Source organism: Variovorax sp. ISS6 (assembly GCF_056523145.1).
Map to the genome: position 1 here is coordinate 79,820 of NZ_JAWRZC010000003.1, position 18,274 is coordinate 98,093.

Here is an 18,274-nt window from a genome sequence, read left to right on the forward strand (position 1 = left end):
ACGGTGGCGGGATAGAGTATCCCCATTGGAGGCACTGATGTCGCATTTCTCTCGATCGATTCTGGTTGCATCGCTGGCCACCGTCGTGGCGCTCGCCTCGGGGTGTGCTGCGACTTCCAAGCCGAGCAGCGTTTCAAGCTGGCTCGTCGACTTTCCCGTCGTGAGTGGCGAAGGCGCTGGCTATCGCTGGACAACTATCTCGGTGACCGTCACTGAGCGTGGGGATGGCAGCGGCGTTGCGAACATGCAAGTGAGCTCGGTTCTTGCAGATCCGTGCTGGGCGGGCACGACCGACGTACGGGTGGCGCGCGAGGGTCAGTTCCTTGTTGTGACGCAGCCTGGCAAGATGACGTCCTGTCGAACCATTCGGTATCACCTACCGCTTGATGCCAGCGTACCTGGCGCTGCGTTTGTCCGCCCGGGCCTGACGCCCAATGCACCGTTTGCTCAGGAGCCGACGATTCGGAATATTCGGCGCATCTGAGCAGCCCGAGTAAGTAAGGGGCGGGGAGCTTGCGCTTCCCGCCCCTTTTTTATGGCCGGCCAGCTGGCCGGCGCGGCTAGCTGTGCAGGCCCTTAGGTCCCGCCGCCACCGCCACCTTCACCACCACCAGCGCCGCCTTGGACGAGGGTGGAGACCCACGGCCCCGAGCCGCCGGGGCAAGGGTTGTAAAGCCCGTAGGCCGAAAGGTTGTGAGACCCGCCGAAGTTGTAGAGGCAGAGGCCGCGTGCCATCCAGGCTCCCTGGGCGGCCGACCCGATTTCGAAAGTTCCCGCAACCTTCAGGCCGCCGGAGGCCTCGTTCGCCTTTGCTTGCGCATCGGCCGCGCGACTTTCGGCGTAGTTCGCCGTGTTCTGCGCGTTGTTGGCCACCGAGTAGGCATAGTTGGCGGTGTTGTTCGCGTTGTTGATGCTGTTGTAGATGTTGCTTTGGTCGACGGCAACCACGGCGCGACGTCCGCTGTCCGACGCGCTGGCCGGGATCCGCTGCGCATAGGCTGCGTGCCCAACCGTCAACGCCAGGACTGCGATCGCCAGGCCGCGCATGAGCGCGGCTTTGGGGTGGTTCATGTATTCATCTCCATGAAGTTGATAAAGAGGGGAAGCCGAAAATGTGGCCGGATGTTGGCCGCCTCCTTTCTCACAGGACATTGCAGTAGATCTGGAGGATGGCGCTGGCCGAGGGCGAGGCTTGCAGCGCCCCGCCGGCGCCGTTGGTGAGTTGAACGAGCCATGAGTTGCCCTGGTCAATCAAGAAGCGGGAGAAGCCGCCGTCGCTGGACGACTCTGCTTTGCCGATCAGGTACGGAATTGGCGTGGCGGTTTGACCAGGTGCGATGTCGCAAGTCGGCTTGGCAACCACCATGCCGTGCGTGACCTCGTAGGCTGTGATGAACGGGAGGTGGGTCGTGATGTCCTGCACGCGGAACCAGCGAAGGCCTCCGCCAGTGGGATTGGCACGGCAAACACTCGCGGTCGCCCCACCGCCGATGATCGGGACCTGGTAGCCGATCGATCCGGCGCGAGCGCATGCGGCGCCCGGAGTGCCGGGTGGGAAGAAGTCGAGCATGAGATTCCAGGTGCCGTTGAAGCAGTAGAGCTGACGACCGCTCACATCGACGGCACCTTGACCGTTGGTAGGACATGCGCCGCCAGGCGTGGCGAGGTTCACGATGCGGGTCCATACCGAGTTCGAGCACATAACGCCGGTGGGATCTGTGCTCGAGCGGCCGAAGGCACCTGGTTCGGAGCACGCCGAGCCCGGCGCATAGCTTCCGGTCGGCACCAGCCGGTTTGCTGCCATTCGGCCTGTTGTTTGCACAAATGCTTCGGTCGCGTCGCGCGATATCACGGTCCACTTGCCCGCCGCGGTTGGAGACCAGCCTGCCGGGTTGTCTGAGGCCATGAGACTCCCGCCGGCCACCACATCGTTCGCCCGCACGCCGCCGCTCCAACCTGCCGGAAGATCGTTGGGGTCGAGACAATTGAAGCCGCCGCGGCCGTCCGACTGAAGCCGCACGCAGTTGTTGACGTTGACGTTACCGGTCGTCGACAGAGTGTTGTTCACGGTCACGGGGCCCGTGAACGTAGAGGTGCCACCAATGCTCAGGTTTTGACGTACCGTGAGATTCCCCTGAAAGTTGGGATCTCTCGGGTCGTTGATGACCAGAAAGCGCCCGAAACCACTGGCGCCGAAGCCGACGCGGGCCCCCACGACCCCCTCCGCCGTGCCAACTGGGTTTGCGAAGGTCACCCCATTCACGCCCTGCAGGTTGGCCGGATTGGTTGGAAGCGCGACGAGCACATCGCCGCCGACGCGCTCGATGAGTGCTCCGATCGGCACGGATGCGAAGTTCGTAGTTCCTGCTGTACGGATCGGCAGATCGATGAAGACGCTGCCCGTGATGTTGCATGTAGAACCGGTGCATCCTGCAGGAAGCCGTGACAGCGCAGACCGGTAGGTGCCAGAGTTCAGCTGCGCGGTGGCGGTCGTGCCGGTTGGGAGATAGCCCATCGCGACAAGATTTGCGATGGTGGGTGCGAAGGTCTGCCCGTTGGCAGTGCCTGGTGCAAGGGTGACGGTCCCCTTCGTCACGGCCAGGTTTGTTTGAAGCGCCGGGTAGTTCTCCATCGTGTACGTGTTGACCGCATCCTTGATGAGGTTGAGCACGTCGCCCTGCAGGCGCCCGGCGGTTCGCTGTTGCTCCAGTCGCTGAGCCTCGATCTGAGCGGCCGTGATCAATGCGAGAACGATCAGGGAGAGGAGAACCGAGAGGATCGCGAACCCTCCCTGAGCTTGTCTACGGCGCGATCGGATCTTGGTGGTCATGGCGTCGCCCAATCGAGGACTCTTGTTACTGGCCGCGGCCGAAGGTGACGTTCAGCAGACTGGTCGCCGCGGCATCGCAGGCAGTCGCGAGCGTTGCCACGTTGATCTGGGCGTCTGCAGGCTTCACGTCGGTGGTGCCGACCTGAATGCGACGCGCCAGGGGAATCAGGTTGATCACCAGCTCCTGGCAGTCGTCCTTGGCCACGCGGTCATAGCCGAGTGTCAGCGAGTCGTTCGCCGTGGTGATCGTCGCCGGCGTGAACGTGACTGCACCGTAGTAGCGGTTTTGCGCAGTGGTGCCGGTCCCGACCCGCATGCGCTCCGGGATGACGCCGGTGCGCACCGCGATCGCGGTCGTGACCGCCCCGTATTGATTCACGCTGCCGTAGACCTTCTGCGCCGAGGCGATGATCGGGGTGATCTCGCCAACGGCGGCTTCTACGCGGACCTTCTTGTTCGAGTCGCTGTACTGGTTGTAGAAGATGACGGCGATGATTGCGCCGACGACCAGCGCCAACAGCACGCTGATGATGAAGCCTCGCTGCTTGCGCGGGCTACCGCCGCGGCGGTTGCGCTTGGAATGATCGTTGTGGGACTTTGCGGTGTTCGTCATGAAAAGACTCCAGTGGTTGGCAAGAAAAATGGGGACTATTCCCCGGCTGACAAAAAACTCGATCGCCCCATCAGGACTTTCGATACTTCTCGAGGAGAAGCCGATTCGGATCTGCCTCGCGCGCCAGTGCGGAGGCGATCGTCGAAACGCCGATGCTCAGGACGAGGCACAGCGAAAGTGCCGCCACGCTGAGGCTGTAGCTCATGGCCACGGATGAGTGCTCGACGCGCCTCTCGAGACGGCCGATCTCCGAAGTGCCCAAGGTCACGAGTGCATCGGAGAAGGAAGCAGAGGAGTCCAAGAGGCTGGCGAGCCGGCCGCGAACACTGGGAGGCATGAGGCCTTCGCCAAATGCACTGATGTAGTCGGTCGGGTTGTCCTCGAGCGAGCGAATGATTCGCCCCAGGTGCCAGCGCAGCCACGGCCGGGCAGTGATGCGAATCGCATCCAGTGCTTCGCGCATGGTCTTGCCGGCCTTGATCATGAGCGCCATGGAGCTCAGGACGATGGACGCGTTGAAGTCGCGATACAGCCCGAATGCCGGCCAGCTCTCGAGCCGCAGTCGAGTGCCGCCGTACCAGCGCGGGAGCAGCACCCCGACGCTGACGATGGACGCGACAACCACCAGCGAGATGGTCACGCCGTGGGCATAGATTCCTTCTGCGAGGGCTCGCACGAATCCGTTGAAGCCGGTCCAAACGCCGGCCGGCGCATCCTTGGCGATCGCCACAACGATTTCGGACACCACGCCGCACATCACGGCGGAAAGCACGATGGCGATCAGCGGCACCACGAGGTTGAACGAAACGGTCTTCAACGTTCGCAGCTGGAACTCGACGGCGTTGGCGCACATCTGGAACGCGTCTTCTTGCTTTTGCCCCGCGTCGTCTATGGCCGCCAGCAGCAGTTGATCGGAGAGAGGGCAGATCCCGCGAAGGAGCTCTGCGTAAGTGCCGCCGTTGCCCTCGTCAAGGCGCCCAGACATCGCCTTGTAGACGGCGACATCCTCGTAGTCCTTGAGCATGCGTGCGTTCGCTGCCTGCGTTACCAGGAAGTCCCGCACGGCAACCTTGCGTCGCAACGCATCCGCAAGGTCGCGATAGAAATGAGCGCGCTTGAAAGACCAGAGAAAGCGGCAGAAGAGGAAGGCGGCGCGGTGAAACATTCGAGGGTTCCTATCCTTTGGAAACGAGCTTGCGATGCCGACGCATGTAGCGGGGCCATGTATCGAAGGTGGTGCATCGACGGGGATCAACATGCCCCTGCAGGGCCTTGAACAGCGTGTGCTCGAACACGGTTTTTCCCGTCATGTCCGGATGCATGAGGTCGCGGTTCGAATAGGAGCGGTAGACCTCCTCCGCATCGTCGTCACGGTTCTCGCGAATCGCACGCAGCCAGTCGTCATCCGGGACAAACATCTCCGCGACGACGGACTGGCCCACCGTGCCCCGGCCGTGACAGTGACGGCACCCGTCCGGGCGTTTCCACCGCAGCAAGCCCGGGTCAAGGCCAAGCTCCTGGATGGAGTCAAGGATCGTTTGGACGGAGAAGTCTCGCTCGACCTCATGGGAGGTCTGCGCGCAGTGCGGACACAGGACTGGGACCAGTGCCTGGTAGACAAGCAGTGAGATCATCTTGGGCGCGGCCAGCACCGATCTGCTCATGCCGATCTCTTCGTTGACCAGCCGGGGAACCATGCCGGAAAGCAGATGGGCGTGCAGCGTCCCCATCGCCATGTGCCCCGACTCGGCGATTTGCTGCGCCGCCAATGAACTGATGCGATCGCGGACTTCTCCGATGGCCACCACATCCGGGTCGGCCCGCATGAAGGAGCCAAGTGCATCTGCCAATGCTCGGCGCGATGCCGCAGGGTCGCTGAGGTCGCGTTGGAAGTGCACCTGGTGCGCGAAGCGAATCGGATACTCGATCGGGTCTTCGAGCGTGAGAATGTTTCGGATCGCGCTGAGGGGGTTCAACTCGATGAACGACTTCATCGTGGTCGTCTTGCCCGACCCTGTCACGCCGGAGAGGATCACGAGACCCGAGGAGCTTTCCTCGACCTCCTTCCAGATCTGCACCTGCGATGGCGCGTAGCCGAGCGCGGGGTAGCCCAAGGTTGGCTTGTCCTCGCCGACGTGCAGGATTCGAAGGATGGCTTTCGGCCCGTCGTTGCCCTTCAGAGACTGATACCGGAGCTTGAGGTTGTGGCCCGGGATGTCGTTCACGGGCACCATGCAGGAAAGGTTTTCCTCCTTCAGAAAGGACGATCGATTTCCCGACTTCGCCTGCTGCGCGTTGTTGTAGAGCGCAGCCATGCAGTCGATCAAGAACGGCGCCGGGTACTCCCCCTTGTTGCTAGAGCGCATGCGCTCGAGCTCTCCATCGATTCGGAACCGAACGACCCCTGCTGACCCTCGCGTCTCGAGGTGGACATCGGTGGCACGGTTCTCGACGCCGTAGAGGAACCAGCTCTTTGCCTCGTCGATGTATCGGTTTCCGACGCGGCGCTTTCCATGCTGCATGTCCGATCGCTCGAGTGCCTCGTACAGCTCCTTGATGAGCGCTCGAGGCGCCGGACGGATACGCACCGCATAGCCCGCGGTGGCCAGGGTGCCTCGCGTTGCTGCCACCAGGCTCTGGTCGGCGTCCGCTCGATCACAATGGATCAAGAGTGCGCTGCCGCCTCCCACTTCGACGACCGCGAGCTGCGCCCTTTCCCCTGGGTTCAGACGCACAAGGGGATCCTCGCCGCCCGACAGGACCCGCTGGTACTTCGGAATGTCGGCGAACGAGGTGATCGGGCCGTCGTCATCTCTAGCAGCAATGGGATCGGCGAATGGCGTCGCGACAACGGGTGGAGGTGCCTTCGCCGGCGCGGCCGCACGCGGCGCAGCACCCGCCGGAATGCGAGTCTCTGCACCGCGTCCACGGAAAAAGGCATCCCGAAGCACTAGATTGCCTCGCCGAGAACGAGGATCCGCTGCCCGCACGCGCGCCGTGCGCGAACGTCTGCTGCGCCACAGGGCTTCGAGAGGACCAGGCCCCGTTGGTCGACGCCCACCACGCGGTGCCCGTAGATCTCCATACCGGTCAGGGCGAGCGCGAGGCCTTGTCCCGATGCGAGCTCGGCGACCCATGCGCCGCCTCGCGCATAGAGCGCATGCAGGATGATCTTCGGGCGTGCCGCGAGCTGGGCCTTCTTCGCAGCCGCTGCGGCCTCGGCCGGATCTACTTTCGGGGTGTCGGCTCTGCTCTGCTTGCCGTTTGCAGCTGCTTCGGCTTCTGCGAGCTCGCGCTGCTGACGCAGCAGCTCCGTTTGCTGCTTCGCCCGTTGTGCTTCGGCGAGTTCGCCCAGTGTCTGTGCGTGCGTGGTCGATACATGAACTGCACCCAGCAGGACGAGGACGGCGACAGCCGCAAGGCGACTAGTTGTACTTGACATAGTAGTTCCCATAGAGACGTGCCTTGGCACGGGAAAGCGGCTCCTGCTTCGCGTCGCCGAGCTCGACGCTCCAGGCGACCCAGACGACGTTGCTCGGCGCGCTCTTGATGGTTTCGGCAACCTGAGGCAGCGCGATGCCGTCGACGTCGAAGCGCCCAATGCCAAGCGCCTCGGGGTGGCGGAATCCGTCGGGTACGCCGTCGGCGCGCGGCCAGAGCTGCTGGGGCGCCAGCTGCAGAGTCAGGCCCGCCACGAGCCAATCCTGTAGCTTTGAGGCCTCGGGCCCTTGGATGAAGCTGGTCATTGGCGGCAGTGCAATGGCCGGGTCGAGCGACTCGATCTCCCGAGCCTGGGTCCAACCCATGCGGGCCTCGTTCAGATCCACGCCTTCGGAGGGTTTGAGCTGCAGCTGGCTCACTGCCTTAACCAGTCCAGCGTAGGTGCCAGTCGTACGGCGGTACACGACTTCGCATCCGCCGTCGAAGGTGCAGCCGACCCTTAACGCTTCCCAACCCTCTGGCGTCAACGGAATTTGCTTCGCGAACTCGAGGCCTGAGGCCACGCTTTCTCGGCGCAGTCCCACAGATTGACGTGCAGCGGCCAGTGCGCTCAAGTACTTCGGAACGGGATCCTCGGCCCGTTGGCGCGCGAGGAGCTCCTCGCGCTCCTTTTCGGCCTTCCATTGCTGCCAGTACTGAAAGCCGCCCACCCCGACTACGAGGGCCGCAGCCAGGCCCGCCATGAGCGCGAGGTCGACCGGTACTGTGCGAATCGCGGTGGTCTTGTTGGCCCAGGTGCTGATGTCGTGCAGCAGGTTGCTCTCCTGCTGTGTGCGAGGGAATGTCCTCGCGTCGTCACTGAAGACCGATGTCGACTCAGCCTCGGTGTACGGGCTGACAAGGGCGAATGCCTCCTCCACGCTCTTGACAACCTTGTCGACCACGGGGAGGCCGCCGGCGACGACCACGACGGCCCACTGCTTCTCACCTGCCCTTACACAGAGCACAGCGTCGGGATGCTGATGCGCCCATCCGGCGAATGCTGCGGCGAGCGAGTGGTGGCCGGCCTTGAGCTTGCTGCCGTCGCTGAGCATGACGAAGCCCGCGGCAGTCCGGCTCACCCCCTGCTCCTTCTCCCCGTCCTTCGTCGGTTCGGACCGCGACGCAGTGACCGTCACGTATTGCCGTGCTGTGACGGCCCGCGCTTTGAGGCGAACCTCCGCGGATATCCCGGCGCGCTTCGCTCTTGCCGGGAGCAGATTCCAATCGAGCCCGGCCGCGAAGCGGATCTTCGCGTCCGGGTCCCATTTCAGAACAGTTGTTGCCATGCGCGACGCTCAGAGCTGGACCGCACGCACGACGATCAGGAAGTCTTCGCGCTGATAGTTGGCGGTGAGACTGCCTCCTGCTGCAACGGGAACGCTCTCCCCGAGGGTTCGGGTACTTCCCTTGGCCAGGCGACGCGAAAGCCCTGTCACCACCATGATTTCGCCAGGGTTGAGGCGCACGGTTGTCTGGTCGTCGGTGCCCGAGGTGACGGGGACTTGGACGCGCTGGAACGTCGGTCCGGAGCCGGCCGTGACCTCGAACATGCTGAGCAGTTCAGTGAGGGAGATCCCGAACTTGAGCAAGATCGCTCCGTTGTCGAGGATCGCCGGCTGAACCATGATCTTGTCGCCCGTGACAATGCTGGACGTCTTAAGACCAGGCGCGCCCGATCCGACCGACGACGCGGTCGCGGGCGTGGTCTCGGAGAGATAGCCGTCGCTCTTCAGGTTCGTCTTGCGGGCCCACTGGCGATTCAAGGCGATCATGCTGACGGGGCGGTACTGGGCAGTGTTGCTAATCTCGTGTAGCAGCTGCAGCATGGCTCTACTGCCACCGAAGCGCTGCTGCGAATACGTCCCCGTCTGCCCAGGCTGAGGCGCGAGGATCGAGTAGCCGACACCGCCGGTGAGATTGCCGGCGAGTGATGTGGGCGACTTGAGCGTCGCCCCCCAGCTTTTTGCGGCGTTGTTGATGACGAGGTCCCAGTCGACCCCGCGTTCATCGGCGTTCGCCGTCGTCACCGAGTAGATGTCGAACTGGATGTGGGCCTGACGCATCATCGACGCGTCTTCCTGCTTCAAGACTTCGCGAACCCTGCCCATCACGTCTCGGGTGGCGGTCACGGTGAAGCGCCCCGAGCCTTCGCTCAGCAGGACGTCGCCACCGACCGGCTTGACCATCGCCTCGATGGACTTGCGAAGTGATTCGAGGATGGCAATCCGACCGCTTTCATTGACGTCCATGGCCGTGCTCGCGCCGCCGGTGTTCCCCTCCGATCCGGCCTGTCCCGTGGACGTCGAGCCGATCGTCATCTTGAAGTCCTGGCTGCCCACGAATGCTGAAAGTTCGAAGTTCTCGGTGATGTAGCGCTCGATCACCACGACGCCGTCCCGGTAGGACCAGGACAGATTCAAACGCCCCGTGACGTGGTCGAGGAAAGACGCGAGCGATCCGTTCCACTGCATGTCCACCGAGTTCACATCGGTGACCGGTTGACGGAATGTGGGTGCGAACGGATTCGTTCCGGGTGCCGCCGAAACAGGAGCGCCAGTGACGGCGGAAGGAGTCAGCGGCGATGCGCCCACCATGGGCAGCGGCGGCTTGCCGCCGGGGAGCGGCACGGGCGATGGCAGCGGGGCCCCAACTAGGGGAGCAATGCCGAGCGGTTGCGCCGCGGGAGCATCGCCGGCCTGCCCGCTTACGCCAGGCAGCGCCGCGTAGACATCAGCTTTCACGCGCACCGGGACGTTCGTCATCCGACTCACGCGTTCCGCGATCACCGCGATTGATACCCGACCACCGTTGGCGCGATCGTCGAAGTTCATCCGGAACGTGTCCGAAAAAATCGGCGGCAGAACTTCGTCGCTCTGCACCGTCATCATTCGTGCCCCGATCCATGCCTTGCTGGCCTTTCGTGCGACCGGCATCGAACGAGCATAGGCCGCCCTGGTGTCTGCATTCGCCGGCGTGCCGAGCGTCGAGTCGTCGAAGCCCATGGGCGCCTGGCGCGTACCTTGGTTCACGGCCGCGGCCTGATCGCGCACCTGCTTGCCTTCGCGCAGCAGCTGGCCCGAAGGCGCGCACCCAGCGAGAAGGCTGGCAACGACGAGAAGGGCAATCGCGCGTTGAACGTGCTGACGCATGGCGGCGCGTGGCGTCAGTACGCCATTGGTGCGCGTGAGCTGAGCTGCTTCGTTGCAGCGCATTGCGTGCATGGGGAAAAGCGTGGGGATCATTGGCACTCCTGCAGTTGGTCGCCCTTGCGCGTGACGCGCGCGAGCGGAGGGACGTTGGGGTAGAAGCAGACCTCGAGGGGGTACGCGCTGAGAGCAATGCCCGGCGAAGCGAGCTGTGCCGCGACGGCTTCTTCGAAGGTGCCTGTGAACGTGTCGGGCGCCTCGACCATCACGTGCTTGCCTGCGTCCCAGCGGACCTTCCAACCCGCCTGAGCCGCCCACCGCTGGAACGTGTTTGCGAGATTTACGTCCTTGGTTTCCACGCTCCATCGAGCGCTCGTTCCGGCCTCGACGGCTTTGGCCCGGCCCTTCGCACCGAGTGCCATCGCTTTGGAAGAGCTACCGATGACGAAGTCGGGCTCTTCTTGCGTCGACGGCGCAGTCGACGGCTTGGCCGGCGGGAGCGCGAGAGCGCTCCCGCAGCACAGCAGCAACAGTGCTGAAAGCTTGAATTTGTGGGAAGGTGAGGTGCTCATCGGACTCTCCGCGCGTTGGATTGGTTGAAGAAACTTGAAGTGGTCACGAGGACGCTTCCAGGTCGTAGACCCTGAGCACTGCCCCCTTGTCGGTGAAGCGGATGCCGATCGGCGAGCTCCCAACGTCGCCCAGTCGCTGCGCGAGGGCGCCGATCGCTTCCTTGAGGGAACCTTTGAACGTGGTGCCCCGCATCGCCGCGCCCATGTCGACATCGGCTTGCGAGTCCCATTGCAGCTTCACGCCACTACGGGACGTCCATCGTTGAAGGGTTTCGCGGAGCGACGTGTTGGCGATGTCCCAGGTATCGATCTCTTGGGCGCTCGCTTCACTGGCTGGCTTCGACGCGGCACCTGGTGCCGTGGCCACACTCGACGCAGGTTGGTTCATCTCGCCCTGCGGCGTATATGGCGTAGACGGCGCAGCTGCGGGAACTGAATGAGCAGTCGCCTTCACGCGCTCCAATTCGCCAGCGAGTGCGTCCATTCGCGCCTTCACCGCCGCGAGTTCCGCGGCGGCCTGGGACGCAGCGCTGCTGGTCTGTGCTGCGCTCACCGGCTGCGCAGACGCCTCGACCGCGGCGGCCGGCGTGCCCTGCGTGGCGTTGCTCGAAGCGATGGCCTCCTTTCCTGCGCCCGCGCGTGCGCTGGGTACAGCGGGCGCCGCCACGAGAGCCTCCGCCGGTTCCTGCAAGCGTTGCTGACGCCAGGTCTTGTTCGGAGCGAAGGCTTGCGGCGGCGGCGATCCATCGGGCATCCGCCGCGTCCAAGCACCGGCGGGCATTACCTCGGCACCCTTGGCAACGAAGGCCCTGGTGAGTGTCTGACCCCCGTAGGTCAGCTGCATTCGATAGAGGCCTGGCGCTGGCTGGTCCACCACATAAGCGAGGTCGATCGCGCCGGCAGTGCTACGCGATGCATCGACCGAGGGTGACACGACCATCGCATACCCCGCGTGGCGTAGTTCACGCGACAAGAGGGCGCCGAAGGCGGTACCAGCGTCGCTCGGAGCCGGCGCCGCATTCCACAGGTTCACCTCGGTGCTTGCCGGTGGATACAGGGCAACGAGCGCATCCATGGCCTCGTCGACCAGCTTACTTGCCGTCTCGCCAGTGACTTCAGCAAAGCTCGGCGTGCGGATAGGGGTCGTGGGTGTTGCGACGCAGCCGGTGATCAGCACCGCCAGCGCGAGGGCAGTGGCCTTGCACACACGGCTCAAGGGGATTGGGTGCGTCATTTCAGCGCCCCCGCTGAATGGTCACACGGTCCTGCCCCGACCCTACGCCGGCGATCATGATCGCCTTGTCGAACACCGCGTCAACGATGTACCGATTGCCTTGAACCCTGTAGTTCACCATGACGGTCTCGTCATCGGTGAACAGACCGCCCTCCTTGCGGATCACGAGCAAGGTAGGTGCTTCCGTTTGGGCCATCTCGCGCGGCATCTGCAGGATGGTCTTGCGGCCGTCGTTGTAGACGCGCACGGGCTTCCAGGAAGCACTACCGGTGACCTGATACTCGAAGCTCAGATCGCCAAGGTATTCCCCGGTGGAGGGAATCGTCGCAGCTGTCCTCTCCTTCGTCTCTCGCGCCTTCAGTGCCTCCCACTTCGCCGTAGCGTCTTCGGGGTACGAGAACGCAACCCGCGGCATGAAGTCGGTTCGATGCGAGCGCAGCCGGATGTGATAGGTGCGCCGGTTGGTGGCCACGACGAGCGAGGTCTCGAGCCCAACGTCCTGCGGCTTGATGATCAGATGTTGGACTTCGTTGGGAGCGGTACCCGAAACGGCGGGATCCACCGACCACCGCTCCGAGTCGCCGATTTGCAGCGAGTTGACCTGTTCGCCTGGCTGAAGCTCCACGTCGCAGACCTGGAGCACGGCGCAAACGACGCTCGGCTGGCTCGCGCCGTAGACGAATCGAATCGCCCCGCCCTGCCCCGCCATCGGCATGGTTCCTACCGAGCCGCCCTCTTGCCAGCGCTTCGCGATGCTCAGCGCCGCTTGCTCGCGCTCCGAGAGGGCGGGGTTCGGGTTCTGGAAAAACTGCTCCGCCGCGAGATCCGATCCAGCTCCTTTCGCAGCAGCCTTCGGAGGGCCTGAAGGGCGCCCGGTCTCGGCCAGCACGTGACGCCGCGGCGCGACCTTCACCGCCAGTGGATCGCTCGCCGTTGGCTGTGCCAGCGGTGCTGTCGGCGGCATTGGCGGCAGCAAGTCCGCGGGTGGCGCGGCCGCCATGGTCATGCAGGGGAGGAGCGCCAACGCGCTCGCGACAAGTCTGAGAGAAGTCATTGCCGAGCCTTACTGTTGCTTGGACCAGGAGAAGTCGCGGACGTAGATCAGCAACCCGTTGAGTTCGGGCGGCTGCTTGCCGGCGGCCAGCGGCACCGTGTAGACCGTGACGAGAGCGCGCATCCGAATTGGCTGCGCCTTGGAAACGCCGGCGAGATCGCGTGTCGTTTCGTTCCAGTCGACCTGCCACGTCGTAGGCGTCTGCGGCAGGGTGGAGACGATTTCGACAGAGACGCTCGAGGTCTCGGCGCGTTTGAAAGGGCTGGTCAGCGGTGAGGCGCTGTACCAGTCATTCATCTTTCCCGTGGCCGCGTCTCCGGGGTTGAGATGGGCGAAGACACGAAAGATGGCCTTCCTCTGGAGTGCAACATCGGGCGTGACCATTCGTGCGTCCTCGATGAAAGTCCGCACAGTGGCTTCGATGACGCGCGGGTCGACGTTGCCGGCGCGCTCAAGCACTACCGGTGCGCTCAGATTGCCAAGCTTGTCCTTTTCGACCACGTAGGGAATGAACTTGGACTGCGAGCCGATGTGGATGAGCCCGCCGATCGCTGCGAGAACGCACAGCAGCGAGAGAATCCCGACGATCTGCCACATTTGCCGCGAGGTTACGATGCTGCCGGTATGCGAGTTCCATTCGCGGCGAGCATTCAAGTACGGGTTCTCGCCACGAAGCGCCTGTGGCGCCGGAGCGGTGTCGGGTGCAGTCGCGCGCTGCCGACGCGAAAACGTGAACGTCATGCGGTGGTCCTCGAGTAGTCGTTGAGATCGAGCTTCAGTCCACGGAGCCAATGCACAAGCCATGCGGGTCCGTACTGCTTTTCCAGCTGGCGAACCTCGGCGATCGCCTCTGGCTCGGTGTGGCCGACGAGGGAGAGCGCGAGTGGACCCAGCATCAGGTCGAAGAGGCGACGCCCCTTCTCCGACACGTAGTAGTAGTGCTTCTTCGGGGTGGCCTCCGCCAGCATGCTCACCTGTTGGGCGTTGAGGCCCATGCGGGCGTACAGGGCGCGCATCGACGCTTCGCGTGCCGATGTGTTTGGAAGAAAAATCTTCGTCGCGGTGGATTCGAGGATCACGTCGAGGATCCCCGAGTCCACGGCATCCGTCAGGCTCTGCGTGGCCATGACGACGCTGCAGTTCAGCTTGCGCAGCGTCTTGAGCCAGTCCCTTATCTTGGCGCGGAATACGGCGTGCCCCAGCATGAGCCAGGCCTCATCAAGAACGATCACTGTCGGACGGCCGTCCAACGAGCGCTCGATTCTTCGGAACAGGTAGAGGAGCACTGGCAGCGCGTAGCGATCCCCTCGTTGCATGAGCTCGCCGATTTCGAACACGCTGAAGTCGGACAGAGCGAGACCGTCGTCGTCGGCGTCCAGCATCATTCCCATCGCGCCGTCGGCCGTGTAGACCTGCAGCGCTTCGCGAATCGCGTTGTCCTGAATCAGGCCTGCGAGCTCCGACAGCGTATGAGTGCCGTCACGCGCCATCTGCTGGATAGCCTTGGCGATTTCGGTGCGCTGCGCCGGCGTCGTGGCCAAGCCGTTGAGCGCCACCATCGTGTCCACCCACTCCATTGCCCAGGCGCGGTCGCTCTCGTCGAGCAGGTAGCGCATCGGCGCGAAGTTCAGTTTTGTGCCGTCACCCGCAATGTCGAAATGCTGCCCACTGGCTCCGCCCGTCGCGCTGCGAATGGCCGCGCTTAGGGGAAACATGGACAGGCCCTTCTCGAAGATGTAGACCTGCATCCCCTCGTAGCGACGGAGCTGCGCGACCAGCATGCCCAGCAGAGTGGACTTCCCGGAGCCGGTCGGTCCCAGGATGCAGGTGTGCCCCACGTCGCGCACATGGAGGTTCAAGCGAAATGGCGTCGCCCCAACGGTCACGCAGAACATGACGGGCGGAGCATGCGGAGGCAGCCACGGCGAGGGCGCGTGCGGCTCTCCTGTCCAGATGGTGCTCGCTGGGATGAGCTCGGCCAGGTTCATCGTGCTGAGCAATGGCCGGCGGACGTTCTCTACACCGTGGCCGGGGAAGCTCCCCAGCAACGCGTCGACGGTATTGATGGTTTCAATTCGCGCCGTGAAGCCCAGCTTGTTCACTTCCTTCGCGATCTGCAGCGCGGAGTGTGTGAGCCTGGTGCGGTCCTCGTCGCTCAGGACTACGACACTCGTGTAGTAGCCTTGCGCGATAAGTCCGCTGTTGACATCTGCGATCGCGTCATCTGCGTCTTGAACCATGGATAGCGCATCCTGGTCGACCATGCCGGAGCCGGTGTTGAACAGCTGGTCGAAGAAGCCGCGGACCTTCTGCTTCCATCGTTTGCGGTACTTTTCCAGGTGACTCTTCGCCTCATGCGGATCCATGAAGATGAATCTCGTCGACCAGCGATACTCGCTCGGTAGCTCTGCCAACGCGCTTAGGAGGCCTGGGTGGGAGTGGGGAGGAAAGCCGTCGATCGCCACGACCTGGAAGTAGCGCCTTCCGATGCGCGGCACCACGCCGGTCCACATCTCTTGCCCGCCGATGAGCGAGTCGATGTACATGGGCGTTTCGGGCAGGTGGATCGGGTGGTTCAGCCCTGTCACACAGAACTGCAGCCATCGCAAGAAGTCGTCCTGCGTGATGTTGGTCCCGTCCTCCGCCACAAGCGAGTGGCTCTTCAAGCGCTGCAGCTTCAGGCCACCCGAGAGCTCGTTCTCGATCGATACGAGCTCGCGCTTGAAGCCTTCGATCAAGCCTATGGTTCGGGCCTTTCTGTCAGGCGGCGCCTCGTCATCGTCGAACATTAGTTCCACGAATTTCCGCTGAGCGAGCAGCGGTGGATAGAACGTCAGAGTGAGTACGAAGTAGCCTTCGTACATCGTTCCGTGGCTCTCGAACAGCCTGCGGCGTTCTTCGTCGATTGCTGCGGTTACCGAGTCCGCGAAATGCGACTTCGCGCGGTCAGAGTAGCCCGGCGCGACACGACGCACGGCATCGACATGAATCATCCAGCCGCTGCCCAAGCGTGCGAGCGCTTTGTTGACCCGATTCGCAACTGCGTTGCGCTGGTCGGGTGTCGCAGAGGCGTTGTCCTCTGCGCCGTAGATCCAGGCCGCCATGAAGGCGCCGTTCTTGCAGACGATCACACCATCGTCAACCACCGCGGCGTAGTTCAACAAGTCGGCGAAGGCGGCGTCTTTCTCCCGATGATGAGACAGCTTTCGCTCGCGGTTTACCTCATGCACACGGGCGACGAGGACGGCAAGCAGTACGATGCCCAGGACCGCGATGACGATGGTCAATAGGGTGGTCACTTGTACTGCCTCCCCTGCGCCGAGGTGTTCAGCCGAAAGGGCGTGGCTCGCGGCGCGTAGTACGTCGCGTAGCGCCGGTGCCGCAGGTAGACATGGCGCATGCGCGGGTCGGATTTGCCCATCACGCGAAGGGCCCATAGCGCGCCGAACCAGAGCAGGAGGCCGACCACGGTAGCGCGCAGCTCCATCGCGGAGAACACCAGCGCGCCCGCCATCAAACCAGACAGCATCACGAGTTCACGATCGCCGCCCATGAAGAGGTTCGTTCGGCTTCCGACTCGCCGCACCGGGGTCAGCTGCAGCTTCCCCCCTTCGATCGCGGGATCGCTCATTCAGGCCTCGCAGTACGGTTGTTCGACTGCCATCGCGATCGTCGCGCCGGTGCCGGTGATGCTCGAGAGGGCGCTCCGCGCCGCGACGATCAATGCCAAGACGAGGACGAGGTAAAGGAGGGTTTTCAGGAAGCCGTTCATTTCGGTCCCGCCGAAGATGAGGGCCGAGCCCGCGCCGATGAGCGCGGCCATCGAGATCGAAAAGGCGACAGGACCGCTGATCGAAGAGACGACCTTTTCGAGCCAGCCCTCATATGGAAGCCCTCCCCCCGCCCCTGCCGACGCGTGCGCTTCGGGTGCGAGGAGAAAAAGCAGGGCGACGAAAAGCACCATCGCAAGCAGGTGGCGCGAAGAGGAGAAAGCGTTTTGGGATTGCGAGATTGCGCGCATGGCGGCTCCTAGAGTTGGCGGGTGATGTAGCGACCGGCTTCGAAGCCATCGACGGCAAGTACTTCCTGCACGCGTCGGCCCCGCTCTGCGGTCCGAGAGATGCTCACGACCACGTTCACTGCCTCGGCGATCAAGGGCTCGATCTCCGACGGCGCGGCGGGATTGCGAGTGATGAGGGACTTCAGGCGAGTGAGTCCGCTCAATGCGTTGTTGGCGTGGAGGGTGGCCGCTCCTCCGGGATGCCCTGTGTTCCATGCGTCGAGCAGGTCCAGGGCGGATCCGTCGCGGACCTCACCGACCAAAATTCGGTCGGGCCTCATGCGCAGTGAGAGTTTGACCAGCGAGGTCAGCCCGACATCGAGGCTCGTGTAGTACTGCACCTTATTCACCGCGGCGCACTGCAGCTCCGCTGTGTCTTCCATGGTGATGAAGCGCTCAACGGAGTTGAACTTCACCATCTCCGCGATCAGAGCATTGATGAATGTGGTCTTACCGCTGCCAGTGCCGCCGATCACCAGGATGTTTCGATGCCCGTGCACCGCCTCGCGCAACGCATCTGCTTGCTGGGCTTCGAGGATTTGGTGCTTCACATAGTCGTCAAGCGTGTAGAGCGCCACCGCCTTCTTGCGGATGGCAAAGCTCACCTGGCTGACGATGGGAGGGATCTGACCGGCGAAGCGAGATCCGTCCAGTGGCCATTCGCACTCGAGGTGTGGCCGCAGGTTGGTGATCGTGGTGTCGTGATAGGCCGCAACCGTCTTGAGAATGCCGATGGCCCGGTAGTCGTTGAGGACGCCGATCGGCGCCATGGGCTCGCCTAGGCGTTCTTGCCAGACCTTCCCGTCGGGATTCAGGACGATCTCGACGGTTGCGGGATCCAACATCGCCCGCAGCACGCGCTCTCCGCAATCGCGCTGCAGTTTGGCCCGCAGCCGATCCTTCGAGATATGGCGCTCCTCTTCAATGCTCTCACCCACCCGAACCTCCGATATACAAGATGCCGCGGCGAAAGCCACGCTAGCATCGACTATATCGAATCTTTTCGGGATGTCAGTGGATTTCGATAAAACGTGTGCGGGGAGGGTGTGTTTGTGGGCCGGAATACACGCGGCCGCGATGGCAAAAAAAAAGCGCCCGAGGGCGCTTTGAACAAGGAGCTGGTAAAGCCTTCAGCGGCCGGTCTTCTGCTTCGCGAGCCGGGCCCACTGCTTGACCTGGAAGGCCTGAAACTTCGGCAGGATCACGGAGACCCGCTCGTATCCCTCCGGGACACTGCTTTTTCCGGCAACGCCGGGATCGAGCTCCATCAGCGTCTCATCGT

Annotated in this window: 17 protein-coding genes; 1 reads left to right on the forward strand and 16 read right to left on the reverse strand. The window is 63.4% G+C overall.

Annotated elements, in window-relative coordinates; genetic code table 11:
- Window positions 1–37: 37 nt before the first annotated feature.
- Window positions 38–484: a hypothetical protein gene (locus AC1HIL_RS41600; RefSeq protein ID WP_479669716.1), complete on the forward strand. Its 447-nt coding sequence runs from the start codon at window positions 38–40 to the stop codon at window positions 482–484.
- 92 nt (window positions 485–576) lie between these two features.
- On the opposite strand, the gene AC1HIL_RS41605 is transcribed toward AC1HIL_RS41600, so the two are convergent.
- From AC1HIL_RS41605 to trbB, 16 genes are all read right to left on the reverse strand, one after another.
- Window positions 577–1,071, reverse strand: coding sequence for a hypothetical protein (locus AC1HIL_RS41605; protein WP_479669715.1), 495 nt, complete (start codon window positions 1,069–1,071; stop codon window positions 577–579).
- Window positions 1,072–1,141: 70 nt separating this feature from the next.
- On the reverse strand, window positions 1,142–2,830 hold the full coding sequence (locus tag AC1HIL_RS41610) for a hypothetical protein (protein WP_479669713.1): 1,689 nt from the start codon (window positions 2,828–2,830) through the stop codon (window positions 1,142–1,144).
- A gap of 25 nt (window positions 2,831–2,855) precedes the next feature.
- Complete coding sequence (locus AC1HIL_RS41615) at window positions 2,856–3,443, reverse strand: type 4 pilus major pilin (RefSeq protein ID WP_479669712.1); 588 nt, start codon at window positions 3,441–3,443, stop codon at window positions 2,856–2,858.
- Window positions 3,444–3,513: 70 nt separating this feature from the next.
- Window positions 3,514–4,608 carry a hypothetical protein gene (locus AC1HIL_RS41620; RefSeq protein ID WP_479669711.1) on the reverse strand — a complete coding sequence of 365 codons (1,095 nt, stop codon included), beginning with the start codon at window positions 4,606–4,608 and terminating at the stop codon, window positions 3,514–3,516.
- Between the two features lie 10 nt (window positions 4,609–4,618).
- Window positions 4,619–6,394: a GspE/PulE family protein gene (locus tag AC1HIL_RS41625; protein ID WP_479669710.1), complete on the reverse strand. Its 1,776-nt coding sequence runs from the start codon at window positions 6,392–6,394 to the stop codon at window positions 4,619–4,621.
- The gene (locus AC1HIL_RS41630; protein WP_479669709.1) at window positions 6,394–6,885 is read right to left on the reverse strand and encodes a hypothetical protein; all 492 of its coding nucleotides are present in this window, start codon (window positions 6,883–6,885) and stop codon (window positions 6,394–6,396) included. The genes AC1HIL_RS41625 and AC1HIL_RS41630 overlap by 1 nt, the downstream gene beginning before the upstream one ends.
- Window positions 6,869–8,212, reverse strand: coding sequence for a hypothetical protein (locus AC1HIL_RS41635; RefSeq protein ID WP_479669708.1), 1,344 nt, complete (start codon window positions 8,210–8,212; stop codon window positions 6,869–6,871). The genes AC1HIL_RS41630 and AC1HIL_RS41635 overlap by 17 nt, the downstream gene beginning before the upstream one ends.
- A gap of 9 nt (window positions 8,213–8,221) precedes the next feature.
- Complete coding sequence (locus AC1HIL_RS41640) at window positions 8,222–10,168, reverse strand: hypothetical protein (protein WP_479669707.1); 1,947 nt, start codon at window positions 10,166–10,168, stop codon at window positions 8,222–8,224.
- Window positions 10,165–10,644 carry a toxin co-regulated pilus biosynthesis Q family protein gene (locus AC1HIL_RS41645; RefSeq protein WP_479669706.1) on the reverse strand — a complete coding sequence of 160 codons (480 nt, stop codon included), beginning with the start codon at window positions 10,642–10,644 and terminating at the stop codon, window positions 10,165–10,167. The genes AC1HIL_RS41640 and AC1HIL_RS41645 overlap by 4 nt, the downstream gene beginning before the upstream one ends.
- A 43-nt stretch (window positions 10,645–10,687) precedes the next feature.
- Window positions 10,688–11,878: a TcpQ domain-containing protein gene (locus AC1HIL_RS41650; protein WP_479669705.1), complete on the reverse strand. Its 1,191-nt coding sequence runs from the start codon at window positions 11,876–11,878 to the stop codon at window positions 10,688–10,690.
- 1 nt (window position 11,879) lies between these two features.
- A complete protein-coding gene (gene trbG / locus AC1HIL_RS41655; RefSeq protein WP_479669704.1) occupies window positions 11,880–12,932 on the reverse strand; it encodes a P-type conjugative transfer protein TrbG in 1,053 nt (350 codons plus the stop codon).
- Window positions 12,933–12,941: 9 nt separating this feature from the next.
- The gene (locus AC1HIL_RS41660; RefSeq protein ID WP_479669703.1) at window positions 12,942–13,673 is read right to left on the reverse strand and encodes a VirB8/TrbF family protein; all 732 of its coding nucleotides are present in this window, start codon (window positions 13,671–13,673) and stop codon (window positions 12,942–12,944) included.
- Window positions 13,670–16,231 carry a VirB4 family type IV secretion/conjugal transfer ATPase gene (locus tag AC1HIL_RS41665; RefSeq protein ID WP_479672833.1) on the reverse strand — a complete coding sequence of 854 codons (2,562 nt, stop codon included), beginning with the start codon at window positions 16,229–16,231 and terminating at the stop codon, window positions 13,670–13,672. Before AC1HIL_RS41665 ends, AC1HIL_RS41660 begins: the two co-directional genes overlap by 4 nt.
- Complete coding sequence (locus AC1HIL_RS41670) at window positions 16,228–16,563, reverse strand: conjugal transfer protein TrbD (protein ID WP_479669701.1); 336 nt, start codon at window positions 16,561–16,563, stop codon at window positions 16,228–16,230. Before AC1HIL_RS41670 ends, AC1HIL_RS41665 begins: the two co-directional genes overlap by 4 nt.
- Window positions 16,564–16,953, reverse strand: coding sequence for a TrbC/VirB2 family protein (locus tag AC1HIL_RS41675; protein ID WP_479669700.1), 390 nt, complete (start codon window positions 16,951–16,953; stop codon window positions 16,564–16,566). It lies immediately after the preceding gene.
- Between the two features lie 8 nt (window positions 16,954–16,961).
- On the reverse strand, window positions 16,962–17,930 hold the full coding sequence (gene trbB / locus AC1HIL_RS41680; protein WP_479669698.1) for a P-type conjugative transfer ATPase TrbB: 969 nt from the start codon (window positions 17,928–17,930) through the stop codon (window positions 16,962–16,964).
- Window positions 17,931–18,274 lie beyond the last annotated feature (344 nt).

Bases quoted from the DNA above. Each gene is read 5' to 3' on its own strand.
- AC1HIL_RS41670 (WP_479669701.1), bottom strand. From the start codon at position 16,563: ATGAGCGATCCCGCGATCGAAGGGGGGAAGCTGCAGCTGACCCCGGTG.
- AC1HIL_RS41610 (WP_479669713.1), bottom strand. From the start codon at position 2,830: ATGACCACCAAGATCCGATCGCGCCGTAGACAAGCTCAGGGAGGGTTC.
- AC1HIL_RS41645 (WP_479669706.1), bottom strand. From the start codon at position 10,644: ATGAGCACCTCACCTTCCCACAAATTCAAGCTTTCAGCACTGTTGCTG.
- AC1HIL_RS41620 (WP_479669711.1), bottom strand. From the start codon at position 4,608: ATGTTTCACCGCGCCGCCTTCCTCTTCTGCCGCTTTCTCTGGTCTTTC.
- AC1HIL_RS41605 (WP_479669715.1), bottom strand. From the start codon at position 1,071: ATGAACCACCCCAAAGCCGCGCTCATGCGCGGCCTGGCGATCGCAGTC.
- AC1HIL_RS41635 (WP_479669708.1), bottom strand. From the start codon at position 8,212: ATGGCAACAACTGTTCTGAAATGGGACCCGGACGCGAAGATCCGCTTC.
- AC1HIL_RS41675 (WP_479669700.1), bottom strand. From the start codon at position 16,953: ATGCGCGCAATCTCGCAATCCCAAAACGCTTTCTCCTCTTCGCGCCAC.
- AC1HIL_RS41630 (WP_479669709.1), bottom strand. From the start codon at position 6,885: ATGTCAAGTACAACTAGTCGCCTTGCGGCTGTCGCCGTCCTCGTCCTG.
- AC1HIL_RS41640 (WP_479669707.1), bottom strand. From the start codon at position 10,168: ATGATCCCCACGCTTTTCCCCATGCACGCAATGCGCTGCAACGAAGCA.
- AC1HIL_RS41600 (WP_479669716.1), top strand. From the start codon at position 38: ATGTCGCATTTCTCTCGATCGATTCTGGTTGCATCGCTGGCCACCGTC.
- AC1HIL_RS41660 (WP_479669703.1), bottom strand. From the start codon at position 13,673: ATGACGTTCACGTTTTCGCGTCGGCAGCGCGCGACTGCACCCGACACC.
- trbG (WP_479669704.1), bottom strand. From the start codon at position 12,932: ATGACTTCTCTCAGACTTGTCGCGAGCGCGTTGGCGCTCCTCCCCTGC.
- AC1HIL_RS41615 (WP_479669712.1), bottom strand. From the start codon at position 3,443: ATGACGAACACCGCAAAGTCCCACAACGATCATTCCAAGCGCAACCGC.
- AC1HIL_RS41650 (WP_479669705.1), bottom strand. From the start codon at position 11,878: ATGACGCACCCAATCCCCTTGAGCCGTGTGTGCAAGGCCACTGCCCTC.